Source organism: Chitinophaga sp. RCC_12 (assembly GCF_041360695.1).
Taxonomy (GTDB): Bacteria; Bacteroidota; Bacteroidia; order Chitinophagales; family Chitinophagaceae; genus Chitinophaga.
Genome location: NZ_JBFUPS010000003.1, coordinates 716,069 through 734,889, shown reverse-complemented (window position 1 = coordinate 734,889; position 18,821 = coordinate 716,069). Strand labels below are relative to the sequence as shown.

At 49.6% G+C, this 18,821-nt stretch carries 18 protein-coding genes; 10 read left to right on the top strand and 8 right to left on the bottom strand.

Annotation, left to right across the window (positions count from 1 at the left end; genetic code table 11):
* Positions 1-187: 187 nt before the first annotated feature.
* From AB6805_RS12695 to AB6805_RS12685, 3 genes are all read left to right on the top strand, one after another.
* Positions 188-871: a phosphoadenylyl-sulfate reductase gene (locus AB6805_RS12695; protein WP_370909792.1), complete on the top strand. Its 684-nt coding sequence runs from the start codon at positions 188-190 to the stop codon at positions 869-871.
* Positions 872-905: 34 nt separating this feature from the next.
* Positions 906-1,814 (top strand): sulfate adenylyltransferase subunit CysD, encoded by a 909-nt coding sequence (gene cysD / locus AB6805_RS12690; RefSeq protein WP_370909791.1) that lies wholly within the window; start codon positions 906-908, stop codon positions 1,812-1,814.
* Positions 1,815-1,895: 81 nt separating this feature from the next.
* Entirely contained in the window at positions 1,896-3,146 is a 1,251-nt protein-coding gene (locus AB6805_RS12685; RefSeq protein ID WP_370909790.1) for a sulfate adenylyltransferase subunit 1, read from the top strand.
* A 231-nt stretch (positions 3,147-3,377) separates the two neighbouring features.
* Here the strand turns inward: AB6805_RS12685 and AB6805_RS12680 are convergent, their stop codons facing one another.
* Positions 3,378-4,316: an NAD-dependent epimerase/dehydratase family protein gene (locus AB6805_RS12680; RefSeq protein WP_370909789.1), complete on the bottom strand. Its 939-nt coding sequence runs from the start codon at positions 4,314-4,316 to the stop codon at positions 3,378-3,380.
* A 245-nt stretch (positions 4,317-4,561) separates the two neighbouring features.
* Here AB6805_RS12680 and kdsA point away from each other — a divergent pair, with 245 nt between their 5' ends.
* Both kdsA and AB6805_RS12670 read left to right on the top strand, forming a co-directional pair.
* Positions 4,562-5,383 carry a 3-deoxy-8-phosphooctulonate synthase gene (gene kdsA / locus AB6805_RS12675; protein WP_370909788.1) on the top strand — a complete coding sequence of 274 codons (822 nt, stop codon included), beginning with the start codon at positions 4,562-4,564 and terminating at the stop codon, positions 5,381-5,383.
* Between the two features lie 118 nt (positions 5,384-5,501).
* The gene (locus AB6805_RS12670; RefSeq protein ID WP_370909787.1) at positions 5,502-5,903 is read left to right on the top strand and encodes a hypothetical protein; all 402 of its coding nucleotides are present in this window, start codon (positions 5,502-5,504) and stop codon (positions 5,901-5,903) included.
* A 70-nt stretch (positions 5,904-5,973) separates the two neighbouring features.
* On the opposite strand, the gene AB6805_RS12665 is transcribed toward AB6805_RS12670, so the two are convergent.
* On the bottom strand, positions 5,974-6,195 hold the full coding sequence (locus tag AB6805_RS12665; RefSeq protein ID WP_089894158.1) for a PspC domain-containing protein: 222 nt from the start codon (positions 6,193-6,195) through the stop codon (positions 5,974-5,976).
* 209 nt (positions 6,196-6,404) lie between these two features.
* Between AB6805_RS12665 and AB6805_RS12660 the strand changes: the two genes are divergently transcribed.
* The 3 genes from AB6805_RS12660 to AB6805_RS12650 all read left to right on the top strand — a co-directional run bounded on the left by AB6805_RS12660 (position 6,405) and on the right by AB6805_RS12650 (position 9,969).
* Positions 6,405-8,675, top strand: coding sequence for an aconitate hydratase (locus AB6805_RS12660; protein WP_370909786.1), 2,271 nt, complete (start codon positions 6,405-6,407; stop codon positions 8,673-8,675).
* Between the two features lie 85 nt (positions 8,676-8,760).
* Complete coding sequence (locus AB6805_RS12655) at positions 8,761-9,378, top strand: metal-dependent hydrolase (protein ID WP_370909785.1); 618 nt, start codon at positions 8,761-8,763, stop codon at positions 9,376-9,378.
* A gap of 9 nt (positions 9,379-9,387) precedes the next feature.
* Positions 9,388-9,969 (top strand): TIGR00730 family Rossman fold protein, encoded by a 582-nt coding sequence (locus tag AB6805_RS12650; protein ID WP_370909784.1) that lies wholly within the window; start codon positions 9,388-9,390, stop codon positions 9,967-9,969.
* Here the strand turns inward: AB6805_RS12650 and AB6805_RS12645 are convergent.
* Positions 9,966-11,015: a DUF4421 domain-containing protein gene (locus tag AB6805_RS12645; protein ID WP_370909783.1), complete on the bottom strand. Its 1,050-nt coding sequence runs from the start codon at positions 11,013-11,015 to the stop codon at positions 9,966-9,968. The genes AB6805_RS12650 and AB6805_RS12645 overlap by 4 nt on opposite strands.
* Positions 11,016-11,046: 31 nt before the next feature.
* Positions 11,047-11,517: a metallophosphoesterase gene (locus AB6805_RS12640; RefSeq protein ID WP_370909782.1), complete on the bottom strand. Its 471-nt coding sequence runs from the start codon at positions 11,515-11,517 to the stop codon at positions 11,047-11,049.
* 56 nt (positions 11,518-11,573) lie between these two features.
* On the opposite strand from AB6805_RS12640, the gene purU reads away from it, so the two are divergent.
* The gene (gene purU, locus AB6805_RS12635) at positions 11,574-12,443 is read left to right on the top strand and encodes a formyltetrahydrofolate deformylase (protein WP_370909781.1); all 870 of its coding nucleotides are present in this window, start codon (positions 11,574-11,576) and stop codon (positions 12,441-12,443) included.
* Positions 12,444-12,476: 33 nt separating this feature from the next.
* Positions 12,477-13,310, top strand: a complete 834-nt coding sequence (locus AB6805_RS12630) for a CHAD domain-containing protein (RefSeq protein ID WP_370909780.1) — start codon at positions 12,477-12,479, stop codon at positions 13,308-13,310.
* A gap of 30 nt (positions 13,311-13,340) precedes the next feature.
* Here AB6805_RS12630 and hutG read toward each other — a convergent pair whose 3' ends face one another.
* The 4 genes from hutG to hutH are packed head-to-tail and all read right to left on the bottom strand — an operon-like array spanning position 13,341 to position 18,815.
* Complete coding sequence (gene hutG, locus AB6805_RS12625; protein WP_370909779.1) at positions 13,341-14,345, bottom strand: formimidoylglutamase; 1,005 nt, start codon at positions 14,343-14,345, stop codon at positions 13,341-13,343.
* Positions 14,342-15,568: an imidazolonepropionase gene (hutI, locus tag AB6805_RS12620; protein WP_370909778.1), complete on the bottom strand. Its 1,227-nt coding sequence runs from the start codon at positions 15,566-15,568 to the stop codon at positions 14,342-14,344. Before hutI ends, hutG begins: the two co-directional genes overlap by 4 nt.
* 30 nt (positions 15,569-15,598) lie before the next feature.
* Positions 15,599-17,269 carry a urocanate hydratase gene (gene hutU, locus AB6805_RS12615; protein ID WP_370909777.1) on the bottom strand — a complete coding sequence of 557 codons (1,671 nt, stop codon included), beginning with the start codon at positions 17,267-17,269 and terminating at the stop codon, positions 15,599-15,601.
* Positions 17,247-18,815 carry a histidine ammonia-lyase gene (gene hutH / locus AB6805_RS12610; RefSeq protein WP_370909776.1) on the bottom strand — a complete coding sequence of 523 codons (1,569 nt, stop codon included), beginning with the start codon at positions 18,813-18,815 and terminating at the stop codon, positions 17,247-17,249. Before hutH ends, hutU begins: the two co-directional genes overlap by 23 nt.
* Positions 18,816-18,821: the final 6 nt, after the last annotated feature.

Genomic DNA, 18,821 nt, shown 5'->3' with positions numbered 1-18,821 from the left:
CAGTAAATAGCCCCCAGGCTCCATCCACGCCCAATTTCCACCCGCCACCACAGCCATTTTACCCGAAAGAAATAATTTTTTACCTTATTAGTCTATCTTTTTTATAGGTTTTATGTATTTTTGTTGAAGGAGTGACCGTAATCGCTCCGCTGGCACTAGACATATCAATTCAATAAGGAAGATCTACATGACAGACATTACCACCGCGCTGGTCAATAAACCGGTTGAGGAGGCCATACAGTACCTGCTGGAACAATACCCCGGCGCTGTAGCATTCTCCACCTCTTTTGGCCAGGAAGACCAGGTGATATCAGATATTATCTGGCGTAACCAATTGCCGGTTAGAGTTTTTACCCTGGACACGGGCCGCCTCTTTCAGGAAACATACGATGTAATGGACCTCACCATGGCCCGTTATAAACAACCTGTAGAAGTTTTCTACCCCGACACGGCCGCGGTAGAAAAACTGGTTTCCGCCAAAGGACCCAACAGCTTTTACGAATCAGTGGAAAACCGCAAAGAATGCTGCGGCATCCGCAAAATTGTACCGCTCAACCGGGCCCTGGAAGGCGTAAAGGTTTGGATCACCGGCCTCCGGGCAGAACAATCCGAAAACCGGCAAGGCATGGAAATCCTCGAATGGGATGAACATCGCCACCTCTATAAATTTAATCCGCTGATCCACTGGGGCTACGACGAAGTACTGGCCTACCTGGACCAACATAACGTGCCCTACAATAAACTGCACGATAAAGGCTTCATCAGCATTGGCTGCGCCCCCTGTACACGCGCCATTGAGCCGGGAGAAAATCCGCGCGCCGGCCGGTGGTGGTGGGAACAGTCGCAGAAAGAATGCGGTCTGCACGGATAAACAACATTTGCTTTAGAATAAATTATTATAGTCCATGACTAATCAAATAAATTGGGAATTTCCTCAGGCACTGGAAGATGAAGCCATTTATATACTCCGCGAAACCGTAGCACAGTTCGAAAAACCAGTGCTCCTGTTCTCCGGAGGCAAGGATTCAATTACACTCGTACGACTGGCACAGAAAGCATTTTATCCCGGTAAAATTCCTTTCTCCCTGCTTCACGTGGATACCGGCCACAACTTCCCGGAAACCATCGAATTCCGTGATTGGCTCGTGAATTCACTCGGACTGGACATCATCGTTAGAAATGTACAGGACAGCATCGACCAGGGTAAAGCCCAGGAAGAAACCGGCAAATACGCCAGCAGGAACGCCCTCCAAACCGTTACCCTCCTGGATGCCATCGAAGAAGGAAAATTTGACGCCTGCATCGGCGGCGCCCGCCGCGACGAAGAAAAAGCCCGCGCCAAAGAAAGGATCTTCTCCGTAAGAGACGAATTCGGTCAATGGAACGCCAAAATGCAACGCCCCGAACTGTTCGATATCCTCAACGGTAAAATCAATATTGGTGAAAACGTACGCGTATTTCCCATCTCCAACTGGACAGAACTGGACGTGTGGAATTATATCGTTCGTGAAAAACTGGAAATACCTTCTATCTATTTCTCCCATGAAAGAGAAATTATAGAACGCGACGGTCTCTACTGGCCTTACTCCTCTTTCCTCAATACCACCGCCGACGAAGTACCATTCCGCCAGAAAGTACGCTTCCGTACCGTAGGCGATATGACCTGTACCGCCGCTGTGTTATCTGAAGCCGATAAACTGGAAGATATCATTGCCGAAATCATGGAAGCAAAGATCTCCGAACGTGGCGCACGTATAGATGACAAACGCTCTGAAGCCGCTATGGAAAAGAGAAAACAGGCAGGATACTTCTAGCAGCATTCCCTGTAATACACACTTTAACTTAATTAAACACATCTTTTAACGCCAGCCGCTAAAAGCAAAAAAATAAAAATAATGGAGGTTTTACGTATAGCCACTTCCGGTAGTGTAGACGATGGTAAAAGTACCTTAATAGGCCGTTTATTATACGATACCAATTCTATTCCGCAAGATAAAATGGAAGCGCTCCACGCTGCCAGCAAACGCAAAGGACTGGACTTTACAGACCTGTCGTTGCTTACCGACGGACTGGTAGCAGAACGTGAGCAGGGAATTACGATAGATGTGGCCCACATCTACTTCTCCACCCCTACCCGTAAATACATCATTGCCGATACCCCCGGGCATATCGAATATACCCGCAACATGGTAACCGGCGCCTCCAATGCACAGGTGTCGCTGATCCTCATCGATGCCCGCAGAGGCATCGTGGAACAAACACACCGCCACTTCTTTATCGCCAACCTGCTCCGTATTCCGTACCTGGTGGTTTGCGTAAATAAAATGGACCTCGTGGATTACAGCGAAGCCCGCTTTAACCAGATAGTGGAAGATTTCCAGCAAATGCTCGATAACGCCGGCTTTAAAGGACAGGAAGTGAAGTTTATTCCCATCTCCTCCCTGTATGGCGAAAACGTGGCCAGCCGCACGGGTGCTATCAACTGGTACAACGGCAGCACCCTGCTGGAATACCTGGAACAGGTGTCTTTCGATCATGAAGACCGTAACCACCCGGCCCGTTTCCCCATTCAAAGCGTAATCCGTCCACGCACCACCGAATACCACGATTTCCGTGGCTTTGCAGGCAAAGTGGCCAGCGGGCATTTCTCTGTTGGCGATGAAGTGATCTCCCTGCCCTCCGGGCAAAAGAGCCGCATCAAAACCATTGAGCAATTTGAAAAACAACTACCGGCAGCGCATGCACGCGAAAGCGTGGTGATTACCCTGGAAGGTGAAATAGACAGCAGTCGCGGTAACATGCTCGTAAAAACAAACGAAATACCACCGCAACTAAAAGAAATAAGCGCCAATATCTGCTGGATGGACCAGCTGCCGCTTACTTCCGGCAAAACCTACCTGTTGCAACATGGCGTTAACCGCGTGAAAGCAAAAGTGCAGCAGATCAACTACGTAACAGACGTAACCAACCACGTACAGGTAACAGACAAAACATCCATGACACTAAACGACATCGGCAGAATTACGCTGAAAACCGCAGCGCCGATATTTGCCGATCCTTACGAGAGCAATCCGGCCAACGGCGCCTTCATCCTCATCGACGAATTCAACAACACCACTGTAGCGGTGGGCTTCATCGAAGGCTAATGCGCGGATTTTGTCTTTCTCGCTGATTACGCTGATTATACTGATTAATTTGATTTTGTTTTTTTGATTTTATAAAGGATTAAGGGAGATAGAAGCGGATTATATTCGCTTTTATCTCCCTTAATTATTATTAAAAAAATCAAAGAAATCTAAAAAAATCCAAAAGTAAAAATCCAGAAAATCAGTATAATCAGCGTAATCAGCGAGAAAGACAAAATCCGCGGCGATCTCCTATATATGCTCCAGCATGTCCCGCGTCATCGCTGCCAGGTCGAACTCCGGCTTCCAGCCCCAATCGGCCCGTGCCTGGCTGTCGTCGATACTGTTGGGCCAGCCATCGGCGATTTGCTGGCGGTAATCCGGTTCGTAGGCCATGGTGAAGGTGGGAATGTGTTTCTTTATTTCTGCGCCTATTTCTTTCGGGGAAAAGCTCATGGCGCCCAGGTTATAGGCGGAACGCACTGCAATCTTGGAGGCGTCTGCTTCCATTAGCTCAATGGTGGCGCGGATCGCATCCGGCATGTACATCATTGGCAGGTACGTGTTTTCAGAGAGGAAGCTGGTATATTGCTGATGCTCTTTCGCCTCATGGAAAATTTCAATCGCATAATCCGTGGTACCGCCGCCGGGCGCTGATTTATAGCTGATCAGGCCGGGGTAACGTAAACTCCTTACATCCACACCAAAGCGGTGGTTGTAGTATTCACACCAGCGCTCACCCGCAAATTTGCTGATACCATAAATGGTGGTAGGCTCAATCACCGTGTGCTGCGGCGTTTCCTGCGATGGTGAGTTAGGACCAAATACTGCGATGGAACTTGGCCAGTATATTTTATCGAGGTTTTCTTCTTTCGCAATATCCAGTACGTTCAACAGGCTTTGCATGTTAATATGCCACGCCAGTAATGGATTCTTTTCACCGGTGGCCGACAGGATCGCCGCCAGCAGATAGATCTGGGTGATATTATGACGGATCACCAACACATGCAGCATCTCCTTGTTCATCACATCCAGCGACACATACGGACCGGTTCCTTTCAGCAAATCATGCTCTTCACGCAGATCTGAAGCCAGCACATTCGCATCCCCATACATCTTTCTTAAAGCCAGGGTGAGCTCCACGCCAATTTGTCCGCAGGCGCCTATAACCAGTATCTTATCTTTCTTCATACAAAAATATAATTGTAAGCTATTTTAAATCGGACCGTAATATTAACGGGTTCGCGGCTATTTCCATTCACCCCGCCTCAGCGCATGACAATGCTATAACAATAAAATTAACGCCAGGTTATGCACATGGTTTTCGGATTACAATGTTATGACAATTACCCCAAATAGCGTGGCTTCCTCACCTCCCTTTGCCAGAGAATGCCTATCTTTGCACCTTCAATTAAATGACACAATTTTTTCAAGATATGAAGCATTTAAAATCTTTATTCAAAGAGCAATACAACCCCGAAAATTTCTTCCTGATTGCTGGTCCCTGTGTGATTGAAGAAGAATCCATTTTAATGGAAGTGGCGGAAAAAGTATCCACCATCTGTAAAAGATTAGCGATCCCTTATATTTTCAAGGCTTCTTACCGTAAAGCAAACCGTACCAGCGTGCATTCCTTCACCGGAATCGGTGATGTGGAAGGACTGGAACTGCTGCAGAAAATTGGTAAAACTTTTAATGTACCGGTTACTTCAGATATTCACTCCGCCGCAGAAGCTGCTATGGCAGCCGCTTACGTGGATGTATTGCAAATCCCTGCCTTCCTCTGCCGCCAAACAGACATCCTGCTGGCCGCTGCAGAAACAGGCAAGGTGGTAAATGTAAAGAAAGGACAGTTCCTCAGCGGCGAATCCATGAAATTTGCCGTGGAAAAAATCAAGGGAGCCGGTAATGATCATATCATCCTCACCGAACGTGGTACCACCTTCGGCTACCAGGACCTGGTAGTAGACTACCGCAATATCCCCATCATGAAACACCTGGGTGAGCCCGTGGTAATGGATTGTACCCACTCCTTACAACAGCCCAACCAAACCAGCGGCGTAACCGGTGGTAACCCGCAAATGATCAGCACCATCGCCAGAGCAGCTATCGCTACCGGCGCAGATGGCCTGTTCATTGAAACACATCCCGATCCTTCCTGCGCAAAATCCGACGGCGCCAACATGCTCCGCCTGGATTTACTGGAACCATTGCTGGAACAACTGGTGGAACTCCGCCAGGTAGTGAGAAAGTTTTAATCCAAACCACATAAAGCAAAAAAGCTATTATCACCTCAGGTGGTAATAGCTTTTTTCTTTGCATGAAGCTTTGCACTTTTTTCAGTAAATTCATGAAACACATAAAACTCAGTTCACTATGATTAATATCCACGAATTAAAATCAGGTGATACCATTATCACAAATTATGGCGGGACAGAAAAGGAAGGGAAGATTTTGCAGGTAGATCATGAGGATAAGAAAGTGTTGGTGGCTACGGATGAAAATGAGTTCTGGTACGATCTTGATAACCTGGAACCTATTCATCTGACCGAGGCCACCCTGCTGAAACTGCAATTTCATAAAGATGAAACGGCATCATCGAAGGCAGGAGGAACATTGTATGTGAGAGGACCCTTCTCTATCCGCTGGTTTGAAGAAGGCAGCAAACCGCTGATGCAACTGCATTACCGGGATGAAACCAGGAATCTCACAGAGCCGATCACGTTAAATGAATTGCAGAACCATTATCACCAGATGACATTGTTTCACCTGGAGTAAGGAAAATATTTAAAAGAAAAGAGGTGGTTCACGGATAACGCGAACCACCTCTTTTCTTTATATCAATAACTTATAAATAACGTAGTGGATTCCTCCGGGCATTTTGAATGTAATTCTTCATATTTACCCAGAAGGCAAGAATCATGTATACAATGAGTGGGGAGCCCATTGTCAGGAAAGTGGCATAAATGAAAAAGATGCGAATACGGGACGTGGCTACGCCAAGTTTATCTCCTATAGCGGCACATACACCGAACGCCTTCCATTCCACAAAGTCTTTTATCCGGTTCATACTCCAAATTTATCAAATTCCGGCTGGAAAAACAAGGAAAAAACGGCTGGCAAGGCTATTCCCTGTACCGCGTTGAATATCAGCGGAACTTTAAAAGTACAGGAAGTTTTCAGGTAGTTGACCCGATGTTAAGTATTTAATTTAAAAACTTGCTGATTTTAGTTAATTTTGCGAGCAATTTTTAACCGCTCTTAAATAATTTTTTTCCCATGGTGTTTGATATTGACATGATTAAAAAAGTGTATGCGGCACTCCCGGGTAAGGTGGAAGCAACCCGTAAAATGCTGGGTCGCCCGCTGACACTGGCTGAGAAGATTTTGTACGCTCACTTGTATGCACCGACTACCACGCCCTACGAAAGAGGCAAATCTTATGTTGAATTTGCGCCGGATCGCGTAGCTATGCAGGATGCAACCGCCCAGATGGCATTGCTCCAGTTTATGACCTGCGGTCGTGATAAAGTTGCGGTTCCCTCCACTGTTCATTGTGATCACCTCATTCAGGCTAAAGTAGGCGCTACAGAAGATCTGGCAACGGCTATTGACACCAATAAAGAAGTTTACGATTTCCTTTCCTCAATTTCTGATAAATACGGCATCGGTTTCTGGAAACCAGGCGCTGGTATCATTCACCAGGTAGTGCTGGAAAACTACGCGTTTCCGGGTGGTATGATGATCGGTACCGACTCCCACACCCCTAATGCCGGCGGTTTAGGCATGGTGGCGATTGGTGTTGGCGGTGCTGACGCGGTAGATGTAATGGCCGGCTTACCCTGGGAACTGAAAATGCCGAAGCTGATCGGTGTGAAACTGACAGGCAAAATGAGCGGTTGGACTTCTGCCAAAGATATTATCCTGAAAGTAGCAGGTATCCTCACCGTAAAAGGTGGTACCGGCGCTATCGTGGAATACTTCGGCGAAGGTGCGGATAGCTTCAGCGCTACCGGTAAGGCAACCATCTGTAACATGGGTGCTGAAATAGGCGCTACCTGTTCCCTGTTTGCATACGACAGCAAAATGGCCGATTACCTGAAAATCACCGGTCGCTCAGAAGTAGCTACCCTGGCTGATGAAGTAAGAGACCATCTCCGCCCCGATGCAGATGTATACGCAGATCCTTCCAAATACTACGACCAGGTGATCGAAATCAACCTGGACGAACTGGAACCTTACGTAAACGGTCCGTTTACCCCGGATCTGGCATGGCCTATCTCCAAATTTGCACAGGCAGTAAAAGAAAACAACTGGCCTGAGAAACTGGAAGTAGCCCTCATCGGTTCCTGCACCAACTCTTCCTACGAAGATATTTCCCGCTCTGCTTCCCTGGCACAACAGGCCATCGACAAGCACCTGGAAATGAAATCTGAATACACTATCACTCCCGGCTCTGAACTGGTACGTTTTACCATCGAAAGAGACGGTTTACTGAATACCTTTGACCAGGTAGGCGGTGTGGTACTGGCAAATGCCTGCGGTCCGTGTATCGGTCAGTGGGCCCGTCATATCGACGACCCTACCCGTAAAAACTCTATCATCACTTCCTTCAACCGTAACTTCGCGAAGAGAAATGATGGTAATGCTTCTACCCACGCATTTGTGGCTTCTCCGGAAATTGTAACAGCACTGGCGATCGCAGGTGATCTTACCTTCAACCCGCTGACCGACAAACTGAAAAACAAAAACGGGGAAGAAGTAATGCTGGACGAACCGGTAGGTTTTGAACTGCCTCCAAAAGGCTTTGCCGTGGAAGATGCCGGTTACCAGGCCCCTGCTGCCGATGGTAGCGGTGTGCAGGTGAAAGTATCCCCTACCTCCGACCGTTTACAACTCCTGGCGCCGTTTGCTGCATGGGAAGGCACCGATCTGAAAGGATTGAAACTGCTCATCAAAGCAAAAGGTAAATGTACCACGGATCACATCTCTATGGCTGGTCCATGGCTGAAATACCGCGGTCACCTGGATAACATCTCCAACAACATGCTCATTGGTGCGATCAACGCATTCAACGATAAAAGCGATACCGTTAAGAATTCCATTACCGGCGAATATGGCCCGGTACCTGCTACCATGCGCGACTACAAAGCGCACGGCTTCGGTGCAGTGGTAGTAGGTGATGAAAACTACGGTGAAGGCTCCAGCCGCGAACACGCTGCTATGGAACCCCGTCACCTCGGCGTTCGTGCCATCCTGGTGAAATCTTTCGCCCGTATCCACGAAACCAACCTGAAAAAACAAGGTATGCTGGGTCTGACCTTCGCTAACAAAGAGGATTATGACCTGATCCAGGAAGATGATACCATCGACATCCTGGGTCTTACTACCTTCGCTCCAGGTAAACAACTCACTGTTGTGCTTCATCATAAAGATGGCAGCACCAGCGAATTCCCTGTAAACCACACGTACAACGAACAACAGATCGAGTGGTTTAAAGCCGGTGGCGCACTGAACGTAATCCGTGCAGAAGCTGCGAAAAAAGCTTAATCAGGCTACTCAGCATAAAAGAAACGGGCAGGAATTTTTTCTGCCCGTTTTCTTTTTAAATTACTCCCCGAAAAGAACCCTGCGTATGTCAGCATTAAACGTCATCTGGTCCTCCCTTCATCCTAATACGGATGTGGCGCTGGTTAACAGCTCCTACGCAGCCCTGCTGGATGCCTACCAATCGCCCGGAAGGTATTATCACAACTGGTCGCATATACAGCAGCTGGTGAGCCTGCAACAGGCATATGCGCATCAGCTCACAGATCCGGAAGCCGTACTTTTTGCCATCTTCTTTCATGATATCATTTATAACCCGCAGCAACCCGATAATGAAGAGCGCAGCGCTGCAGCGGCAGTCACCCATCTGCATAAAATTAATTACCCGGCGGAAAAAACCGCCAGCATCAGCGATTTCATTATCGCTACCAAAACACATATCAATACCTATCAGGACCCTGACCTGGATTACTTCCTGGACTTCGACCTGCAAATACTCGGCGCCGCACCGGAAACATACCAGGCCTACGCCCGGCAAATCAGGCAGGAGTACCAGGTTTACCCCGATGAGGTGTATAACCCCGGCCGTAAAAAAGTATTACAGCATTTCCTGGAAATGCCCGCTATTTATGTAACACCGGCGTTCCGGGAACAATATGAAACAGCCGCCCGCACCAACATCCGGGCTGAATTGAACACTTTATAATCAAAGGATATGAATCGAATTGTTGTTTACTGTGGCTCCAGCGCCGGACATGACCCGGTTTACATGCAACAGGCCACCCTGCTGGGCGCCGCACTGGCCCAACGCAACCTTACACTGGTGTATGGCGGCGCTAACGTAGGACTGATGGGCGCAGTGGCAGATGGCGCCTTAAATGCCGGCGGCAAAGCCATTGGCGTACTGCCTCACTTCCTGCAACAGAAAGAACTGGCGCATACCGGCCTCACAGAACTGATCCTGGTAGACACCATGCACGAACGCAAAACGAAGATGAATGAATTGTGCGATGGCGTTATCGCGCTGCCCGGCGGCTTCGGCACCATGGAGGAATTGTTTGAAATGCTCACCTGGGGACAACTGGGCCTGCATAAAAAACCCATCGGACTGCTGAATGTAAATGGCTTCTACGACGCCCTGATGGCCCTGTCGCAAACCATGTCTGAGAAAGGCTTCCTCACGGCAGAGAACCGTGATATGCTGTTATGCAGCAATGATATCAGCGACCTGTTATTACAAATGGAAAAATACCAGCCACCGGCCAGGTCCAAGTGGATTTCACCGGCGCAAAGCTAGATAGTCTTTGATTTCCACAACGGCTTTTCCAGGGTGAAACGGCGCACCAGGCTCACCCTGAAATTGCCTGTACCAAAGGTTTGATAAGTATGTGGTATCGACATGCCACTGCGGGTGTTCATGCCCACATAATGGATCCCTGCAAAATAACGGCTGGAATTATACCCCAGCGAGGCGCGCACCGTATTACTGAATTGCAGTCCCGCTTTACGGCTCACATTCCCGTTTTCCAGGAACAGCGTGGTGATATTTCCTCCTAAACCGCCGGTAAGCGATAAGGATAAAAAGAAGTGCTCCTTCAGCACAAAGGTGTAAGCATATCCTACATTCGCAGCCAGGGAATAAATGCCGGTCTTATGATAATGCTCATCCCGCAGAAATGCGGTATCTGCCATATTGGTGGGAATGAGGGAAGAATCGCCTTTGATGCCGGCAAAGAACATTTCTCCGCCTATGATCAGCGAACCCGCACTTTTCTTCTGGTATTCATTCTGAAGGTTAGGTGCGCGGTAAGAGAAACGTTTGTCGTTGAAGATATATCCCACATTCAGGCCGAAGTCGGTGTTCCTGATATCAGGCCGCTGCGGATAAGGATGCAGCGCAGTATAGGCTTTACCATATACTTCCTCCGGGTTGGCTACATAATAGCCTTTATAATATTGACCGTAGAAGTCTACTACAATTTTACGCAGGTATACATGCGACTGCAGATCGATGTATTTCGTTTTGCCGTACCTCTCGTTGCTGTTAATAAACGGCAGGTTAAACCCGATGTTAAGTCCTATAAACCGGTAATTGGCGCCAAACCCCACATTAAAAGGAGTATTGGGACGGTAAAGGACATCAGTTTTCGTTTTCCGGTCTACGATGTCATACTTGGTGTACTTGCGGGAGCCGTACAGCCGGAAGGTAATATCTTCCGTATGATCTTCGATATACGCCGTATCATTTTCTGTTTTCAGCCATTTCAGGAATCTTCCCTGCGCCTTTGCCTGCGCAGATCCAAGTCCCAATACTACCAGCCATGCTAAAATTCGTAGGTTCATAAACGTTGTAGGTTATAAGCAATGATGTTGATCAGGGCAGTTCTATCACTTCCAGTTGTTGAATATTGCCAGCCTCCAGCTGAAAACGCAGCAGCGTTTTTACCTTGTGCCATCCTTGTTGTCCGCATGCACCCGGGTTCATATGTAACAAATGAAGTGCCGCGTCCGGCATTACTTTCAGGATGTGCGAATGCCCGCAGATAAACAGTTTGGCCGGATGCTGCTTCAGCTGTTCCTTCACGCCCGGGGCATATTTCCCCGGATATCCACCAATATGTGTCATCATCACCTCTACTCCTTCCAGGTTGAAACGCAGGGTTTCGGGGTAACGGATACGGATATCTGCCCCATCGATGTTCCCGGAAACGGCCCTGAAAGGCTTGAATTTTTCCAGTTTATCGGCCAGATCCACATTGCCGATGTCGCCGGCATGCCAGATTTCATCTACTTCTTCAAAATATTTGAATACCTGTGGGTGCAAATAGCTGTGGGTATCCGACATTAGTCCTATCTTTTTCAACGGAGAATTGTATTATTATTTTATATTTTGGTAGTCATATGTTAAAACAAGAAGTCCCTCATATCACCGCCTGTTTGCTTATTTGCTGTCCCGACCGGCCGGGCATCGTAGCCGGCGTATCACAGTTCCTCTACCTGTTGGGTGCAAATATACTGGATGCAAGTCAACACAGTACCGATCCACGGGAAGGATTATTTTTTATGCGCATGGAATTCCAGCTGGAGCAACTTGATAAGTCCGCGCTGGAAGCGGCTTTCCAGCAACAGGTAGCTACCCCGCTGCAAATGGAATGGAAAATAGATTACAGCGATCGCCGCAAACGTATGGCTATCATGGTATCGGCGTATGATCATTGTTTGCTGGAATTATTATGGAGATGGAAAAGCGGTGAGCTGGCGGTAGATATCCCGCTCGTGATCTCGAATCACGCTTCCCTGGAAAAGGAATGCACGGCATTGGGGATCCCTTTTCACTACCTCCCGGTAAGCAGCGGTACCAAAGAATTACAGGAGCGCGTTGCCATGCGGCTGCTGGAAGAGCACCGGGTGGATTTCACCGTACTGGCCAGGTACATGCAGATCCTGTCGCCACAGTTTGTAAGTCATTATCCGCAACGGATCATCAATATCCATCACTCTTTCCTGCCTGCCTTCGCCGGTGCGCGCCCTTACCTCAACGCCTATACGAGAGGCGTAAAGCTGATTGGCGCCACCGCCCACTACGTTACCAACGAACTCGATGAAGGCCCGATTATTGAGCAGGATGTGGCCAGGGTAAGCCACAAGCACACCGTGGAGGACCTGGTGATGCTGGGCCGCGACATTGAGCGGCAGGTGCTCACCCGTGCCGTGAAAGCGCATATTGATAACCGCGTGATCCTGCATGGCAACAAAACCATTGTGTTCTGATGGTGTCGGCGGATTTTGTTAACTTTAAAAGATATGCTGCAAACGGCTTTATATCATTATCTCCGGAAGGAATGCGATACGGTCACCACCGCATATGCCACCCTGCGGGAGGCTCCCGGTGACGCTGATGCCACACACGCCATGCGGGTAGGCGTAAAAAAGCTGCGGGCCTTTTTTTCATTGGTAAAACAGCTGCCGGATTATTCGTTTGGTGCAGGTAAACATTTACGCACCGCCAGGCTGATACAGTCGATCGGCGGAGCTTCCAGGGATACGCACCTCCAGGAAAAAAACCTGCGCAGCTATGAAAAAAAAGTATCGTGGCGCTTTTCATTTGCGCATCTCCTGCTGCAAAGCAAAGCCGCTACTGCCAGTGAAATGTTAGCCGCCACAGTGAAATACTGCTCCCTGAAAAAACTGGAGTCGCTGCCGGAAAGATTTAAGGAAGCTATTGCCAATACCGACACCAATGCCGCTACTGCCGCGCTGATCAGCTACCTGGAACAACAGCATCAAAAAATCACCGTACCTGCCAGCAGAGCGCATCACACGGTATGGCACGAAGTCAGGAAGGAAGTAAAAGCGTTATACTATCAGCTCAATATACTGGAACAGGTACTCCCTGCTGTTTTCACAGAAAACCTCGCCACACCTACCCGTAAAGCGGGTGAGCTCCTTGGCCAATGGCATGATACCAGCGAATTATTGTTGTTTGTAAAGGCAACGGCAGCGCAGCTGAAGAAAGAGAAGATTACGCTGCCGGTAAATGCACAACAGCTGATACAGCTGCTGCAAATGGACATGAAAGAACAACTGGCGCAATGCGCCTGGCAGGTTAAGGAACTGAAAGCCACTGCCGTGTTTTAACGTGTACCTGTTAAAGATAACGGCTACACGCTAAAATGCTTCTTCCCCGCTATACGCCATCACTATCTCAAAAACCAGCGCTGCAGCCAGTTTCGCAGTGCGGTTGTCTATATCCAGTGAAGGATTCAATTCTGCAATATCGGCTCCTGCCACTTTACCGCTTTCCAGTATTTTGCGGAAACACTGCAGGAACAAACCTCCCGGCATAATCCCATTATAAGCAGTGGCACTTACTCCCGGTGCAAAGGGTGCTGCAAATACATCCAGGCAGGTGGTCAGGTATACTTTATCTACCTGGCTGAGGAAATGCTGTATGGCGGCAAACAACGTGTCTTTATCCTGCAAATGAAAAGCATCTGCGCTTACATAAGTCGCTTCTTCTTCTCCTGCAGTATTAAACAGCTGGCGGGTATTCCCGTTCTTCTGGATACCGAGGGCCAGGTAATGAAAAGGCACGCCGGATTGTTTCGCATCCTGCGCCAGTTGCCAGAAACCGGTACCTGAGCTGGCGCCTTCTTCACCGGGAACACGGATATCAAAATGTGCATCAAAGTTGATAAAGCCTACGGATTGCTTTCCTGCAAACCGGCGGATACCACTGGCATGCCCATACGTAATTTCATGACCACCGCCCAGTAACAGCGGCAGGTAACCTGCGGTGAGGATAGTGTTCACCGTTTCGCTAAGTACCTGCTGTGCATTTTCCAGCTCGCCGTTGGGGCAAAGGATATCTCCCGCATCCAGCAACACCGTTTGTGCGTTGAAGTGAACCGGGAAGTTGGCAATCACCTTCCGTATGGCGGCGGGTCCTTTTGCAGCACCTGCCCTGCCTTTGTTGCGGCGCACGCCTTCATCGCAGGCGAAGCCCAGCAGGGCAATACCTTTCTGCCCCGGCTGCAATACCGGCAAGGGCGTTTGCAACAGGTCGGTTACCGTGATTACCTGGTGCCAGCGCAGCAGGTCGGGGTCAGTGCCATCCATACGACCGGTCCAGGAACCACTTGCTGTGGGCTGATAGCTTTCTTTTGTTATCATACTAAAACTCCTTTCTTCCATACCAGTGACGGCTTCATCTTACCCTGGTAATAAAGTATGTCGCGATAATCCGCGGTGGGATAAGCCTGCATATCAGCGGCGTAACCTGCCAGCAGCTGGCCTGCATCTTTCAGTTGCAATGCGGGCGCCGCTCTTACGGTCAGCGCAGCCAGTACTTCTGCGGTGGATAACTTTTCGGCGGCGCTCATTACGGCAGCCTGTATCAGCAAATCGCCCATAGGGGCCGATCCGGGGTTCCAGTCGCTCGCAATAGCTACACATGCACCTGCATTCAGCAGCCTGCGCGCCGGCGCATACAACATACCTAATCCCAGTGAAGCACCTGGCAAAACTACTGCAACGGTATCAGAATTAGCGAGTAAAGCAATTTCTTTTTCAGTACTGGCTTCCAGATGATCGGCAGATAACGCCCGCGCATTCACGGCAACTTCCGCTCCGCCTGCGCTGAACTGATCCGCATGCACGGTTGCCACAAATCCCTGCTGCATGGCCTGTTGCAGGAAACCGGCAGCAGCCTTTGCAGAAAAAGCAGTTTCTTCTATAAAAATATCCACCCGGTTACTCAGCTGCTCCTGCTGCACCACCGGCAACAGTTCCGTTAAAATCCATTCCAGGTAAGCTTGTTCACTGCCAGCGTAATCACGCGGCTTCATATGCGCGGCCAAACAGGTGGAAATCAGCGTGGCAGGCGTATGCAGTCCCGCCTGCTGTATGGCGCGCAGCATTTTCAATTCACTCTCCAGGTTCAGGCCGTAACCACTTTTTACTTCCATAGTGGTAACGCCTTCTTTCAGATGCCGGTTAGCGCGGGCCACAGTGTTCTCCGTAAGGGTAACAAGATCGGCTATACGCGTTTTGGTAACGGAATCCCATATACCACCGCCTGCACGGGCTATTTCCAGGTAACTTTTACCGGCTATGCGCATGGCATAATCACGGTTGCGGCTACCATCATAACAAATGTGTGTATGACAATCAATAAATCCCGGTAATAACACCAGCGGTGTATCCTGGAAAGCGATTTCACAATCCGGGTATTTCTGCAACAAGGTTTTGTACCCTGCTATCGCAATGATCTCGCCGTTTTCCACCACTACCCCGCCTTTCTCTATCACGGTCAACTGTTCATCGTGCAGGGCGCCTTTCAGCGACAAGCCCGTCATTGGCAGGATCTGGGCAAAAGGACCGATTAATGTTTTCATGGGCCATGATTGAGCGGTTAACCGCTGTGATTAAATGCTGATATTAAATTTCTGTCCCCATTCCTGTGCCTTTTCGTAACCCGCGTCCGCATGACGGAAAATGCCCAGTGCCGGATCATTGAAGAGCACGCGGCGTAAGCACTCAGCTGCACGGTCGGTACCATCCGCCAGCACTACCATGCCGGCATGTTGTGAATATCCCATCCCTACGCCGCCGCCATGATGAAAAGACACCCAGGTAGCGCCGCCGCCGGTATTGGCCATAAGGTTGAGCAACGTCCAGTCGCTCACGGCATCGGAGCCGTCTTTCATAGATTCGGTTTCACGGTTGGGAGAGGCCACAGAGCCGCAGTCGAGGTGATCACGACCAATCACAATCGGCGCTTTCACTTTTCCTGTTCTCACCAGCTCATTAAAAATAAGCCCCGCTTTTTCGCGTTCACCCAGTCCCAGCCAGCAAATGCGTGCAGGCAATCCCTGGAACGCCACCTTCTCCTGCGCCTGTTTCAGCCAGTTGATCAGATGGGTATTTTCGGGGAACGCTTCCATCAGCGCGCGATCGGTGGTATAAATATCTTCCGGATCGCCGGATAGGGCTACCCAGCGGAAGGGTCCTTTCCCTTCACAGAAGAGCGGACGGATATATGCCGGCGTAAATCCGGGGAAGTTGAAGGCATTGGACTCTCCGCCTTCCCGGGCAAATTCGCGGATGTTATTACCATAATCAAAGGTAACGGCACCCTTCTGTTGCAGCTGCAACATAAAGCCTACATGACGCGCCATGCTTTTCAGCGACAGCTCCCGGTATTTTGCGGCATCACTCTTACGCAGTTCCAGCGCGGCTTGCAGCGTAATACCATTAGGTACATACCCGTTCAGCGGATCGTGTGCAGAGGTTTGATCAGTAAGAATATCCGGTATGATATTATCTTTCAGCATTCTTTCCAGCATATCACCGGCATCGCTTACCAACCCGATAGATAACGCTGTTCCTTTGGCTTGTGCTTCCTTCGCCCATTGAATGGCTTCTTCGTAGGAATAAGTCATACGGTCAATGTAACGGGTATCCAGTCTTTTCTGAATACGTGTGGGATCAATGTCGGCGCCAATAAACACTGCCCCGGCCATAGTGGCTGCCAGAGGCTGTGCGCCGCCCATACCGCCAATACCTGCTGTTACCAGCAGCTTACCGGCCAGGCTGCCATTGAAATGCTGCCGGCCGCATTCCATAAAGGTTTCATAGGTTCCCTGGAGGATACCTTGCGTACCGATATAGATCCAGCTACCAGCCGTCATTTGTCCGTACATCATCAGGCCCTTGGAACGCAGTTCGTTGAAATGCTCCCAGGTGGCCCATTTCGGCACCAGGTTGCTGTTGGCCAGCATTACTCTTGGCGCCTGCGGATGCGTGCGTACAATACCTACCGGTTTACCGGATTGCACCAGCAGGGAATGCTCGTCATCCAGTGTTAATAATATTTCGATAATTTTCTGAAGAGATTCGCGGTTACGCGCTGCCTGGCCGATGCCACCGTATACCACCAGCTCATCGGGGTTTTCGGCTACCTCAGCATCCAGGTTGTTAAGCAGCATGCGCAGGGGCGCTTCGGTTTGCCAGGATCTGGCATGCAGCTGTGCACCACGCGGCGCTTTATAATGCGGGTGAGCTGCATATGTTTTAATAAAGTCCAAACTGGTCATTATAAAGTCCGTTTAAGTTAAGTTGATGATTAGCGGCAGCTTCATTGGCTACACGTACCAGCGATTGATCGACAACGATTTTGTGCAGGGCGGCAATATCATTGGCGAAGATGCGGTCCTTGTCTGCAAAGGTTACATGCCTGCGGGTGTACTGATGTACGGCTTCCAGTACCGGGCCTGATTTCATCGGCCGGCGGAAATCCACTGCCTGCGCGGCATACAGCAGCTCAATAGCAAGAATGTATTCGAGGTTGCCGATCACCTGGTTTAATTTGCGGCCACTGATAGAGCCCATTGATACATGATCTTCCTGCCCCAGTGAAGTAGGCACGCTGTCGGCGCTGGCGGGGAAACACAGGGTTTTATTTTCCGTTACCAGTGCGGCGGTGGTGTATTGCGGTATCATGAAACCGGAGTTGAGGCCGGCATCCTGGATCAATAATTTTGGCAGCCCGTATCTTCCTTCAATCATCATATAACAACGCCTGTCGGAGATGTTGCCCAGCTCCGCAGCAGCCACGGTAGCGTAGTCCAGGGGTAATGCCAGTGGCTGCCCGTGGAAGTTACCACCGCTGATGGTGTCTTCTGCACTGAAAATAATGGGGTTATCGGTAACGGCATTCAGCTCTATGGTAGTGAGTTCCTGCAGGTGTTGCCAGGCGGTGCGTGATGCACCGTGTACCTGTGGCATACAGCGCAGGGAATAAGGGTCCTGCACACGGCCGCAATCCACATGCGACGACATGATCTCCGAGTTATCCAGCAATGCCTTCAAACGGTGCGCTACCAGCTGGTTACCGGGATATGGGCGGATGGCATGTAAACGGGGATCAAATGGTTTGGCGGTGCCCATCAGTCCTTCGAGCGACAGCGCCCCGATGATATCTGCGGCTTCGAGTGCGTTGTGCAGGCGTTGTACCGCTTTAACGGCAAACGACAGGATGAACTGTGTGCCGTTGATGAGCGCCAGTCCTTCTTTAGGACCCAGCACTACCGGTTGTATCCCTTCCTGTTGCATCATGGAAGCGGTATCTGTTTTCGCGCCACGGTACATCACATGCCCCAGTCCTATCAATGGCAGGAACAGGTGCGATAATGGTGCGAGGTCGCCGGAAGCGCCCACAGAGCCCTTTTCAGGTACCAGCGGCGTTATCCTGTGCTCAATATGCCAGATGATTCTTTCGAGGGTGGACAGTGCCACGCCTGAGTAACCTTGTGCCAATGCCTGCACTTTGGTGATGAGCATGATGCGGGCAATTTCTTCCGGGATATTTTCACCTACACCTACACTGTGACTTTGCAGGATGTTGTATTGCAGAGCGCGGGTATCTGCTTCGGAAATCTTGGTATCGCACAACGGGCCGAAACCGGTGTTAATGCCATATACCGTGGTGTGTTGCGCCACAATGGTTTGTACATAGCCGAAGCTGGTTTGTACACGCGTAATGACTTCCGGTACCAGTATGCCTTTTACTTTGCCGGCCGCAATATCAATCGCGCGGGCAACAGTGAGCTGGTCGATACCGTACTTAAAAATATCACTCATGTCGTT